Consider the following 11,471-nt stretch of genomic DNA (forward strand, 5'->3'; position numbering starts at 1 on the left):
GCGCTGCCTCCCCGGCTTGCGCTGGCGGAATGGTCCATTCCCGCAGCGCGACCCCGGTAATCGCGTGCAGAGAGGCAGCGCAGGTCGGAGGGGCAGCGTACGCCGCGGGGCGGAGGGGCAGCGTACGCCGCGGGGCGGAGGGGCCGGGTGCGCTAGCCGGGCGGACCGGACGGGGGTCCGCTCACGCGCCGGGCGAAGTCCACGATCAGCCGGGACGTCGCGGCCGGGGATTCCATCGCGGGGTAGTGGCCGGCCCCGGGGACGAGCTCGGCGTGGAAATCGCGGGCCCACCGGGCGGACGCGCGCACCGTCTCAGGCCGGATGAACGTGTCCTCGGCGCCGCTGATGCCCAGCACCGGCTGGTCCACCACGCGGGAGACGGTACGCCGGAAGTCGCGACCGTCGGGGCGGAGCTGGCTGCGGACCATCCAGCGCCGACTCTCCAGCGACAGGTGCGCGACCTTGGGGATGAGCATGGCCCGCCGGAGCAGCGCGGCGGACTCGCGGAAGTCGGTGGTCTCCGGCCAGGACCGCCCGGAGCGGGCTCGGAGCGTGTCCTCGACCGCCGCCGCGCCGTTCGCGGTGAGCCGGCGTTCGGGCAGGCGGGGGGCCTGGTCCGCCAGGAGGCGGGGGGCCAGGGCGCGGCGCTGCACGGGGTCGCGGAGCGCGGCGTGGCGGGTGGCGAGCGGGTGGGGGGAGCCGACGACGACGAGGCCCCGCACCGCGCGCGGCCGCCGGTACGCAGCGGTCCACGCGACGAATCCGCCCTCCCCCTGCCCCACGATCACCGCGGAGGAGTGCCCGAGAGCGCGGATCAGGTTGGTGATGTCGGCGGACAGCGTCCAGGCGTCGTACCCCCTCGGCGGCTTGTCCGAGTCGCCGTGACCGCGCAGGTCCACGGCCACCGCGTGGAAGCCCGCCTCGGCGAGCGCGACCATGGGCGCGCGCATGGTCCACCAGATGCCGTCCAGGCCGTGGATCAGCACGACCAGCGGCGGGAGCACCCCGGGGACCGTGTCGGCCGGCAGGGACTCCGCCACATGGAGGCGGATTCCGTTGGCCGAGACGTCACGATGCCGCCACGGCCCGTCGATCCTGACTATCGACGGGTCGGGCGGCCTGTGACCGGGAGTCTTCAGCGGGTCGCGGCGGGCAGGGGGGTCTCGGTCGTGCGGACCGTCCCGGGCCTGGGCTCGGCACCGGTGGGCATCGCCAGCTTGAGGTCCGACACCGAGTCGATCGTGCGCTGCGGCTTACGGATCTTCTTGACCTTGCGGTAGCCCAGCAACCCGAACAGCGCGGCCAGGAGCACCAGGACCACAAACACGATGAGGAAGCCCATCCAGTCCCACGTCTTGGTGCCGAACCACATCGAGATGAGCTTGGCCCACATGAACACGAACGGGAAGAACGACATGAGGAGCAGGACCAGCGCGGCGACGAAGAAGCCGGACCCCGTGGCGGCCTTCTTGACCTGCTCGGCCACCTCGGTCTTGGCGAGCTCGATCTCCGCCCGCAGCAGCGTCGACACCTGGGTCGAGGCGTTCTTGACCAGGGTTCCGATGCTGGCGTCGCCCCGGCCGATCGAGTCCGCGTCATGCAGAGGGATCGAGGCCCCGGTCGGCGTGTGGGTTCCCTGGGCGTGGCTCACGGTTGTTCCTCCATTGTCAGGCGACGGATGCACCGCCGTCCATCGTGCCACGACACGTGGCTGCCTTCACCCGCTACCCGGTCAGCCGCGGGTGCCCTTCTCCCTGATCTGCTCCATGATGGTCGGATCGGACAGGGTCGAGGTGTCCCCGCCGTCGCGGCCCTCCGCCATGTCCTTGAGCAGCCGACGCATGATCTTGCCGGAGCGGGTCTTGGGCAGTTCCGGGACGATCGTGATGTCGCGGGGCTTGGCGATCGGGGAGATCTCCCGCGACACCTCGGCGCGCAGCTCGTTGATGAGCGCCTGACGGTCCTCCTCGGCGTCGACGTTGCCGCGCAGGATCACGTAGGCGACGATCGCCTGCCCGGTGGTCTCGTCGTTGGCGCCGACCACGGCGGCCTCGGCGACGGCGCGGTGGCCGACGAGCGCGGACTCGACCTCGGAGGTGGAGATGCGGTGCCCGGAGATGTTCATGACGTCGTCGACGCGGCCGAGCACCCACAGTGCGCCGTCGGCGTCCCACTTGGCGCCGTCACCGGCAAAGTAGTACCCCTCCTCGGCGAACCGGGACCAGTACGTGTCGCGGTAGCGGTCCATGTCGCCCCAGATGCCCCGGAGCATGGCGGGCCACGGGTCGGTGATCACGAGGAACCCCTGTTCGTTGGCCGCGACCTCCTTGGCGTCGCTGTCGACGATCGCCACCTCGATCCCGGGCAGGGGCCGCATGGCCGATCCCGGCTTGGTCGCCGTGACGCCCGGCAGCGGGGAGATCATGATCGCCCCGGTCTCGGTCTGCCACCAGGTGTCGACGATGGGGGCCTTGCCGCCGCCGATGTTCTCGCGGTACCAGCGCCACGCCTCCGGGTTGATCGGCTCGCCGACCGAGCCGAGCAGGCGGATCGAGGACAGGTCGTGCGCGGCCGGGATCTCCGTGCCCCACTTCATGAACGTGCGGATCAGGGTCGGCGCCGAGTAGTAGATCGTGACGCCGTACTTCTCGATGATCTGGAAGTGCCGGTGCTCGTCGGGGGAGTTGGGGGTGCCCTCGTAGACGATGCACTCCGCGCCGTTCGACAGCGGCGCGTACACGCCGTAGGTGTGGCCGGTGACCCAGCCGACGTCCGCCGTGCACCAGTAGACGTCCTCCCCGGCCTTGTGGTCGAACACGTTGTGGTGGGTGTAGGAGGCCTGGGTGAGGTAGCCGCCGGTGGTGTGGACGATGCCCTTGGGCTTGCCCGTGGTGCCGGAGGTGTAGAGCAGGAAGAGCGGGTGCTCGGAGTCGAAGGCCTCCGGGGTGTGGTCGGCGGACTGCTGCGGGACGACCTCGTCCCACCAGACGTCGCGGCCGTCCGTCCACTCGACGTCGAGGCCGGTGCGGCGCACGACGAGGACCGTCTGCACGGACTCGGCGCGGCCGTCGGCGTCGACACCGTTGCCGGAGAGCGCGTCGTCGACCCCGGCCTTGAGCGGTGCGGGCTTGCCGCGGCGGAACTGGCCGTCGGCGGTGATGACGACCTTGGCCTCCGCGTCGTCGATGCGCGAGCGCAGCGCGTTGGGCGAGAAGCCGGCGAAGACGACCGAGTGGGTCAGACCGAGGCGGGCGCACGCGAGCATCGCGATGTACACCTCGGGAAGCAGCGGCATGTAGATGGCCACGCGGTCCCCGGCCACCAGGCCGAGCGAGTCGAGGTAGTTGGCGGCGCGGCTGACCTCGTCCTTGAGCTCGGCGTAGGTGATGTCGCGGGCGTCGCCCTCCGGCTCGCCGATCCAGTGGATGGCCACCCGGTCGCCGTTTCCGGCCTCGACGTGGCGGTCCACGCAGTTGTAGGCCACGTTGAGCTCGCCGCCCACGAACCACTTGGCGACCGGCGCGTCCGACCAGTCCAGCACCTCGGACCATTCCTTGGACCAGTCCAGCCGGCGGGCCTGCTCGTCCCAGAACGCGAGCCGGTCGGCGGAGGCCCTGTCGTAGAGGTCGGCCTGCGCGTTGGCCTGGGCGGTGAAGGCGGGGTCGGGATCGAAGGACAGGTCGTGATCGGAAGCGGTCATCAGCAGCTCTCCTCGTGGTTGGGTTCACGGCGGCCGGAGTCGACACGGCGGGGACGACCGGACCGTTTGCGTGTGAGCGTAGTCACATGGACGATGCTGCGGTCGGCAACGCACCCGACGGGGGGACCAGGGGGTGAGCGAGGGGGCCGGCCCGGTCAGGCGTCGTCGGTCGGCGCCGATCCGCCGCGATCGACTCCGGGCTCGTCGGCCGGCCGGGCCCCGCTCGCCGGCGGCGTCGCCGACGCCTCGTTCGCGGACCTCGTCGTCGTCGCGGTCGTCGTCTCCTCCGTGGTCTGCGTCTCGGTCTTCTTCCCGGGCGCGGGCGGGGTGGTCTTCTTCCCGGGCGCGACCTCGGGCTCGGCGGGCGGATCCGGCTCGGGCTCGGGCTCGGGCGCGGCGGTCTCGCGCCCGCCGTCCTGCGGTTCGATGCCGTAGTGCTCGAGCAGCGTGGACTCCTGGTCGGGGGTCAGCCCGTCCTCGGTGCGATCGGGACGCGGGGAGTCCCGGATGACCGAGCGCGTGTGGTCCAGGTGGAGCTCCTCGTCGAGGAGCCGGGCGCCGTGGAGCGGCACGATCGCGTCGGAGGAGAAGATCCCCGTCGAGACGGTCGCGAACGTGATCTTTCCGGTGGCGTCGTCGACGTACACCTGCCGCACCGCGCCGATCTTCGTCCCCGTGGAGTCGAAGGCGGTCGCGTCCAGCAGCGCGTCGAGCTGATCCTTGAGCGTCACGGGGTCTCCGGGGTCGTCGGTGGGCGGGCTCGGGCGGTCCCGGGCGTACGCTGATTACATCAGCTCGACATCGGTTGAGGGTGCCGATCCGCCCACGTGTCGGTGGTTTCCGGTGCGTGAAACGGCGGGCGGGGGCGGGTCGGTAACCTCGACCGCGTGACCCCTCGTGCCCAGGACCCCCTCGCCCCGCTGGTCGCCCTCCCGGGGGTGGCCGAGTCGTCCGAGGCTGCCCGGGCGGCCCTCGCCACGGTGCACCGCCACCCCGCCAACCGCCGCGGGTGGCCGACGACCGCGGCCGAGTCCGTCCTGCGCGGGGCGCGGGCCTCGGCCGGCGTGGAGGGCGCGTCGGTGCGGCTGGACGCGGACGGGGAACACGACGAGGTGCTCACCGCCGCGCTGCGGGTCGCCGGCGAGCTGACCGGCGAGTCGCTCGAACGGGCCGTCGCGGTGTGGACCCGGTCCCCGCTCCAGGAATTGGCCCACCTGCACCTGCTGGCGGCGTCCGGTCCGGAGGTCCACGCGGAGGCCCTCGGGCGGCCCCGACCCGAGCCGGGGGTGGCGGAGCGGCTCCAGGGGCTCGCCGAACTCGTCACCGGTGGGACCGGGGTGCCCGCTCCGGTCCTCGCGGCGGTGGTCCTGGGCGAGTTGTCGGGACTGCGGCCGTTCGGGTCCGGTGACGGGCTCGTGGCCCGGGCCGCATTTCGCCTGGTCACCGTGTCCACCGGGCTGGATCCCCATTGCCTGGGCGTGCCGGAGGTGACCTTCTATCGGGACCCCGGCGCGCACCGGGCGGCCTTGGACGGATTCGTCTCCGGCACCGAGGAGGGGGTCGCGGCGTGGATCCGCCACTGCTGCGGCGCGCTGGAGGCCGGCGCGCGGGAGGCCACCTCGATCGCCGACGCGGCAGGGGCCTGACGAGCGAATGGCGGGCCGGCGCCGGGCCGACCCGCCAACTCACTGCGGTTCCATCGAGAGATCCGGGTACCAAGCGTCCTGTGGTCCGCCGTGTCGCCGGTCCGGGACGACCGTCGGTGACGGCCGGCGCGGACCCACGGCTGGTGTTGCCTCTCGGGCGTCATCCGTCGCGTGGGTTCCGGAATGTCGATGACGGTGGTGTGGGGCGGGGGGCCGCGGCTTCTCTTCCGCCGCGTCCCTGGCGTCTTTGCCACCGTCCCCCGAGCATGCCGCCCGGGGCACGGTGCGGGCGATGGTGCGACCCCACAAGGATCGCCGGCGGTCTTGGGTCGTTCCGGCCATGGCGACTTGTTGGGTTCCTGCCGGGTGAGGTCAGTCGTGCCGGCGGGAGTCGCGGGCGAACGACACCACGGCCGCCAGGATCGCGACCGCGATCGACGTGAGCCCGACGATCGGGCCGGACGCGCGCTCGAGGGTGGGCAGGAGCGGGGTCGGGTTCTCGAAGGTCAGGATCGGCCACCCCCGGGACAGCGCCTCGCGGCGCAGGGCCCTGTCCGGGTTGATCACGGTGGGATGGCCCACGAGCTCGAGCATCGGCATGTCGGTGGAGGAGTCCGAGTAGGCGTAGGAGCCGTCGAGGTCGTACCCGTACCGGTCGGCGAACCCGCGGATCGCCTCGGCCTTACCGGTGCCCTGGCAGTAGAACTCGATCGATCCGCCGTACCGACCTTCGGCGTCGAGGGCCATCCGCGTGCCCGCGTAGTGGTCGACCCCCAGCATCCGCGCGATCGGCGCCACCAGTTCCTCGCCGGATGCCGAGACGATCACCAGGTCGTGCCCGAGCGCCCGGTGCTCGGCGAGCAGTTCCTGGGCCTCGGCGTAAACCGTCGGGGAGACCGTCTCGGTGAGCGCCTCGGTGGCGATCCGTTCGACCTCCGCCGGTTCCCATCCCTTGGTGGCGGTGGCCATGGCCTGGCGGACCTTGACCATCTGGTCGTCGTCCGCATCGGAGAGGCTGTAGGCGAGCTGGGTATATGCCAGGTCGATGATCGACCGGCGGGAGAGCAGTCCCTCGCCGAGGAAGGACTTGTTGAACGCGAACACCGACGAGGTGGCGATGATGGTCTTGTCGAGGTCGAAGAACGCGGCGATCCGGCCCGGTCGGTTGGTTGACCGAGGGCCCTGGCGGCGGTGGGCGGTCACACCGGTCACGATACGGTCCTTGCCTTTGTTTCGCCCACAAGTGATACTTATCACGCTCTTACATAGAGCATCCCCCGAGAGAAGCCCGGATCGTCCCCCCACGGTCCGGGTGTTGTGTAGGACCGAGAAGCCGCGGCGCCCCCCTGCTGCGGCTTCTCGGCATTTCGCGGCATTTCATCGCCTCGTCCGGCGCGCTCTCCACAGGCCGTGGTCTCTCCACAGGCGGCGCCGCGATCGCGCTCCGGGGCGGCGCCCGCCTTCCGGCCGGGGGCCACTCTGGTCCCCGTGACCCCCAAGACCCGAGCACCCCACCCGGTCCCCGACCACTGCCCCGGGCGTCCCGCGGCCGCCGTCGCGGTCGACGTCGCGGACCCGGACCTCGACGCGGACGTCCGGGCCGTCCTCGCGGCGCTGGCACTGGACCCGGGGTCCCGCGACGCGACGCTCGCCGACGTCCTGGTGACGGACCGGCCCGAGTCCGCGACCGGTGTCGCGGGGGCGCGCGTCCTGCGGGTCGCGGCAGAGGGGGCAGGGGGGGACGACGACGGGGTGGTCCACCTGCCGTCCGGGACGGCCGACCTCATCGGCGCACTCATGTCACCGGTCGCCGGTCGGGGCGGGGTCCTCGTCGCGGTCGTCGGCGCGGTGGGTGGCTGCGGCGCGAGCACGCTGGCCGCCGCGCTCGCGATCCGGGCGGCGGGCTCCGGCCGGTCCCTGCTCGTCGAGGCGGATCCGCGCGGCACGGGTGTCGATCTGGTGCTGGGGACGGAGGCGGAACCCGGGCTGCGGGTGGAGGACGTGCGCGCGGAGTTGGGCGGCCCCGACCCCGACGCGCTCTGGGAGGCGGTTCCGGAGGTGGTGCCGGGGTGCCGGGTGCTGGCCCGGGCCAGGCGGCGTGAGCCGTCGGGCGGCGGCGCCGGCGTCCCTGGTCGGGTCGCCGCCCCCGGTGGCGCGCTGGGGGCGGTGCTGGCGCATCGCGGGGCGGGCGGACTGGTGGTCTGCGACGCGGGCGGGTTCGCGGGCGACGACCCGGTGCTCGGTCGTGCCGACCTCGTCGTCGTCGTGACCAGGGCGGACCTCCCGGGCGCGGTCGCGGCGGGTCGGGTGATGGGGGACGTGCGTCGCGGCGCGCTGGTGATCCGCACCCAGCGGGGGGACCCGCTCCACGCCGCGGACGTCGCCGACTCGGCGGGGATCGCGGGGTGGCACGTGCTCCCCGAGATCCGGGCCGTCCGTGGGCTGGCCGGATCCGGCGGGCTCGGCAGATCGCTCGGCCGCGGGAGGGGCGGCCGCGCGCGGCGCCTCGGGGTGCTCGCGGACGCGATCCTGGCGGAGGTGCCTCCCGGTGTCCGGTGACGGGGCGGGGGCGGCGGTTCTGGCGACCGATCTGGTCGACCGGGTCCGTGCGCGGCTGGCAGGTCTCGGGGTGGAGCCGGATCCGGAGGAGGTGGTGCGCGCCGTCCGCGCGGAATCCGAGGTGCTGCACGGGCACCTCGACCTGCTCCGGACCGCCCGCCTGGTGCGGGAACACCTGGCGGGTGCGGGGCCGCTCGAGGCACTCCTCGCGAGCCCCGGGGTCACCGACGTGGTGGTCGACGGGCCGGGTCCGGCGTTCGTCGACCGCGGACGGGGGCTCGAGGAGACCGGCGTGGTGGTGCCGACCGAGGCGGAACTGCGAGCGCTGGCCGTGCGGCTGGCGGGCCGGGCGGGGCAGCGTCTCGACGACGCCCGGCCCTGGGCCGACGGGGTGGTCCGCTCGCGGGACGGCATGGCCTGGAGGCTGCACGCGGTGCTCCCTCCGGTCGCGGTGGACGGGACCTGCCTGTCTCTACGGGTGTCAAGACCGGCGCAGGCGACCTTCGACAGGCTCGTGGAGTCCGGGACCGTCCCCGCGCCGGTGGAGCCGATGCTGCGGGACCTGGTGGAGGCCCGGGTGGGGTACCTGGTGGTGGGCGGGACCGGGTCGGGCAAGACCACTCTGCTCGCCGCCCTGCTCGGGCTGGTCCCCCCGGGTGAACGGCTGCTCTGCGTGGAGGACTCGCCGGAGCTGAGGCCCCCGCACCCTCACGTCGTCCGGCTGGTGGTGCGGCACGGCAACGTCGAGGGCGCAGGCGGGGTCGCGATGTCGGATCTCGTGCGGCAGGCGCTCCGGATGCGGCCGGACCGGATCGCCGTCGGCGAGGTGCGCGGCGGGGAGGTGGCGGACCTCCTGGCCGCACTCAACACCGGGCACGACGGGAGCGCCGGCACCGTCCACGCCAACTCGCCCACCGAGCTCCCCGCGCGGTTGGAGGCGCTGGGGGCGCTCGGCGGCCTCGACCGCGCGGCGCTGTCCGCGCAGGTGGCGGCGTCGCTGCGGGTGGTGGTGGGGATGCGCCGGTACCCGGATGGCCGGCGGGGCGTCGACTCGATGGGTGTGGTCCGCCGCGAGGCGGACGGGATCGTGGTCGATCCCGTCTGGCGGGCCGACGGGGGAGAGGTCCCCGGTCGTGCGGGGTTCGCCGCGCTCGTGGCGGGACGCCGGCCGTGACGGCCGTGGCGCTGCTCCTCGCCGGGGCGCTGCTCGTATGGCCGGGCGGGGCGGCGCGTGATCGGCTGCGCGGACTCGGAGGGACCGCCCGGTCGACCCCGGGCGGCCTCCGCCGGGCGCTCGCGCGGGTCCCCACGCCCCTCCTCGTCCCGGCCGTCGCCGTGGTGGTGGGCACGGTCGCCGCGGGACCCCTCCACGGATGTGCGGCCGCCCTGCTGGGGGCCACGGTCGCCGATCTGCGGAGGCGGGCGGCCGTCCGCGGGCGGCGGCTCGGGGCCCTCGGATCCTGGGAGCGGGCGCTCGACGACACCTCGTCGACGCTCCGCGCCGGGGCCGGGCCGGAACTGGCGCTGCACCGGGCGGCGGAGGCCGCGCGCGCCGGCGATCCCGGGGTGGCCGCCGTCCTCGACCGTGCGGCCGCCCACGCCCGGCTGGGCGGGGACGTCGCGGCGGCGCTGTCCACCGGGCCCGGCCGGTCGGCGTCCGCGGCCGGCGTCACGGGTGGCGTGGCGGCCGAGCTCGCCAGCGCGTGGCTGCTGGCCACGCGACACGGGGTGGTGCTGGCGGAGGTGGTGGACGGGCTCCGGGAGGACGTCGCGTCGCGGCGCGAGCGGGCGCTCCGGGTGGACGCGACCCTCGCCGGGCCCAGGGCGACCGCCGTGATCCTCACCGCGTTGCCCGGGTTCGGCGTGTTGCTGGGGTCCGGGTTCGGTGCCGACCCCCTGGGCGTCCTGCTCGGCGGCCCACTCGGCGGGATCCTGTGCCTGATCGGGGCGGGGTTCCTGTCGGCGGGCCTGGTGTGGACCGACAGGATCGTGGGCGGGGCGGCGGCATGAATCTCGCCCTGCTGCTGGTCGCCGCGGCCCTGTGCGCGGCGCCGTGGCGCGGGCCGGCCGCAGGACGGCTCCGTGACGTGGCCCCCGGACCCCGCCGCCGCGCCCCGCATCCGCCGCGGGGCATGCCGGTGCTGTCCCGCACGCTCGACCGGGCCCGCCTCGGCCCGGGCCCAGCGGGCGGGGGCCGGCCGGGCGCGACCGGGCCGCTGGCGCGGATGCTCGACCTGCTCGCGGCGGCGCTGCTCGCCGGCCTGCCCACCCACCTCGCGCTGGCGGCCGTCGGCGACGCCGTAGAGCCCCTCGATCCGGACGTCGCCGAGGCGCTGCGGTCGGTGGCCGCCAGGGTCCGCCTCGGTGCCACACCGGAGGAGGCGTGGCGAGGCCTCCCTGCCACGGGTCGGCTCGCCCCCGTGGCGTCGATGCTCGCCCGCGGGACGGAGGCCGGCGGGTCGGTCCAGTCCGCGCTCGGGCACGCGGCCCGCCGGATGCGATCCGAGGCCGATGCCGCCGCGGCCGCCAGGGCCGAACGCGCCGCCGTCCTGGTGGCGGGCCCGCTCGGCCTGTGCTTCCTCCCGGCGTTCATCTGCCTGGGCGTCCTCCCCGTTGTCGCGGGTCTGGCCGACGGGATGCTGCCGGGGGTCCTGCCGTGAGCGGCGCCCCGGCCCCACACACTCCGGCGCGGAGACTCCGCCCCGGTCAGGAAGAAGGAGAACACCATCATGAACACCCGACTCAGCACCACGATCACCACCACCGCCCGCCGGATCCGTTCCGCGGTGGCCCACAGGTTCCGTCACGCGCCCGCCGGCGACGCCGGAATGTCGACGGTCGAGTACGCGGTCGGAACGATCGCCGCCGCGGCCTTCGGGGCCGTCCTCTACACGGTGGTCAGCGGCGACTCGATCCCCGCCGCGCTCGGCGGGATCATCGAGCGTGCGCTCACCACCTCCGTGTGATGGCGCCCGGGCGGCACCGCGCGGCAGCCACCCGCGACGAGGGCTCGGTGACGGTCGAGGCGGCCCTGGGGATCGCCTCGCTCGTCGTGGTCATCACGATCGCGGCGTCGGGGGCCGCCGCGGCGCTCACCCAGATCCGGGTCGTGGACGCCGCGCGCGAGGCCGCCCGGGTGGCAGCGGTGTCCGGCGCGAGGGAGGGCGTCGCGGCGGGGCGCGCGGCGGCACCGGGGACGGAGGTGTCGGTCGACGGCGCCGAGCAGTACGTCACCGCGCGGGTCAGCGCCCCCGCCCGCGGCCTGCCGGGCGTCGTGCTCTCCGGTCGCGCGGTCGCGCGCGTGGAACCGGGGACACCGGGGTGAGGGCGCGGTGGCCCGGGGACCGCGACGACGGGTACATGACCGTCGTGACCGCCTTCGCCGCGGCCGCCGTCCTGGCGGTCGCCGTGGCCGTTCTCCTCGTCGGCCGGGCGGCGGTCGCCGCACATTCCGCCCGGTCGGCGGCGGACCTGGCCGCGCTGGCCGGGGCGCACGCGTTGCAGGCGCGGGAGGACGCGTGCGCAGCGGCCTCGGGGGTCGCCGCCGTGAACCGGGCGGTGGTGAC

Annotated in this window: 12 protein-coding genes and 1 pseudogene; 8 read left to right on the forward strand and 5 right to left on the reverse strand. The window is 74.6% G+C overall.

What is annotated here, in order from left to right:
• Positions 1-152: 152 nt before the first annotated feature.
• The 4 genes from B4M60_RS11360 to B4M60_RS11375 all read right to left on the reverse strand — a co-directional run bounded on the left by B4M60_RS11360 (position 153) and on the right by B4M60_RS11375 (position 4,431).
• Positions 153-1,040, reverse strand: a complete 888-nt coding sequence (locus B4M60_RS11360; RefSeq protein WP_291083840.1) for an alpha/beta fold hydrolase — start codon at positions 1,038-1,040, stop codon at positions 153-155.
• A gap of 95 nt (positions 1,041-1,135) precedes the next feature.
• Positions 1,136-1,651, reverse strand: a complete 516-nt coding sequence (locus B4M60_RS11365; RefSeq protein ID WP_291083843.1) for a phage holin family protein — start codon at positions 1,649-1,651, stop codon at positions 1,136-1,138.
• An 81-nt stretch (positions 1,652-1,732) separates the two neighbouring features.
• Positions 1,733-3,700, reverse strand: a complete 1,968-nt coding sequence (gene acs, locus B4M60_RS11370) for an acetate--CoA ligase (RefSeq protein WP_291083846.1) — start codon at positions 3,698-3,700, stop codon at positions 1,733-1,735.
• A gap of 155 nt (positions 3,701-3,855) precedes the next feature.
• On the reverse strand, positions 3,856-4,431 hold the full coding sequence (locus B4M60_RS11375) for a PRC-barrel domain-containing protein (protein WP_291083849.1): 576 nt from the start codon (positions 4,429-4,431) through the stop codon (positions 3,856-3,858).
• Positions 4,432-4,587: 156 nt separating this feature from the next.
• On the opposite strand from B4M60_RS11375, the gene B4M60_RS11380 reads away from it, so the two are divergent.
• Positions 4,588-5,346: an oxidoreductase gene (locus B4M60_RS11380; RefSeq protein WP_291083852.1), complete on the forward strand. Its 759-nt coding sequence runs from the start codon at positions 4,588-4,590 to the stop codon at positions 5,344-5,346.
• A gap of 372 nt (positions 5,347-5,718) precedes the next feature.
• Here the strand turns inward: B4M60_RS11380 and B4M60_RS11385 are convergent, their stop codons facing one another.
• A complete protein-coding gene (locus B4M60_RS11385; protein WP_414646791.1) occupies positions 5,719-6,549 on the reverse strand; it encodes an HAD family hydrolase in 831 nt (276 codons plus the stop codon).
• 285 nt (positions 6,550-6,834) lie between these two features.
• Here B4M60_RS11385 and B4M60_RS11390 point away from each other — a divergent pair, with 285 nt between their 5' ends.
• The 7 genes and pseudogenes from B4M60_RS11390 to B4M60_RS11420 all read left to right on the forward strand — a co-directional run.
• Positions 6,835-7,905, forward strand: coding sequence for a chromosome partitioning protein (locus B4M60_RS11390; RefSeq protein ID WP_291083858.1), 1,071 nt, complete (start codon positions 6,835-6,837; stop codon positions 7,903-7,905).
• Positions 7,895-9,079 (forward strand): TadA family conjugal transfer-associated ATPase, encoded by a 1,185-nt coding sequence (locus B4M60_RS11395; protein WP_291083861.1) that lies wholly within the window; start codon positions 7,895-7,897, stop codon positions 9,077-9,079. Before B4M60_RS11390 ends, B4M60_RS11395 begins: the two co-directional genes overlap by 11 nt.
• On the forward strand, positions 9,076-9,915 hold the full coding sequence (locus B4M60_RS11400; protein ID WP_291083864.1) for a type II secretion system F family protein: 840 nt from the start codon (positions 9,076-9,078) through the stop codon (positions 9,913-9,915). Before B4M60_RS11395 ends, B4M60_RS11400 begins: the two co-directional genes overlap by 4 nt.
• On the forward strand, positions 9,912-10,565 hold the full coding sequence (locus tag B4M60_RS11405; RefSeq protein WP_291083869.1) for a type II secretion system F family protein: 654 nt from the start codon (positions 9,912-9,914) through the stop codon (positions 10,563-10,565). The genes B4M60_RS11400 and B4M60_RS11405 overlap by 4 nt, the downstream gene beginning before the upstream one ends.
• A 69-nt stretch (positions 10,566-10,634) precedes the next feature.
• Positions 10,635-10,871, forward strand: coding sequence for a DUF4244 domain-containing protein (locus B4M60_RS11410; RefSeq protein ID WP_291083872.1), 237 nt, complete (start codon positions 10,635-10,637; stop codon positions 10,869-10,871).
• Positions 10,871-11,230, forward strand: coding sequence for a TadE family type IV pilus minor pilin (locus B4M60_RS11415; protein ID WP_291083875.1), 360 nt, complete (start codon positions 10,871-10,873; stop codon positions 11,228-11,230). The genes B4M60_RS11410 and B4M60_RS11415 overlap by 1 nt, the downstream gene beginning before the upstream one ends.
• 35 nt (positions 11,231-11,265) lie before the next feature.
• Positions 11,266-11,471 (forward strand): annotated as a pseudogene (locus B4M60_RS11420) (hypothetical protein); the annotation flags it as partial.

It is taken from the genome of Dietzia sp. UBA5065, assembly GCA_002415925.1.
Classification (GTDB): Bacteria; Actinomycetota; Actinomycetes; order Mycobacteriales; family Mycobacteriaceae; genus Dietzia.

Bases quoted from the DNA above. Each gene is read 5' to 3' on its own strand.
- acs (WP_291083846.1), bottom strand. From the start codon at position 3,700: ATGACCGCTTCCGATCACGACCTGTCCTTCGATCCCGACCCCGCCTTC.
- B4M60_RS11405 (WP_291083869.1), top strand. From the start codon at position 9,912: ATGAATCTCGCCCTGCTGCTGGTCGCCGCGGCCCTGTGCGCGGCGCCG.
- B4M60_RS11410 (WP_291083872.1), top strand. From the start codon at position 10,635: ATGAACACCCGACTCAGCACCACGATCACCACCACCGCCCGCCGGATC.
- B4M60_RS11415 (WP_291083875.1), top strand. From the start codon at position 10,871: ATGGCGCCCGGGCGGCACCGCGCGGCAGCCACCCGCGACGAGGGCTCG.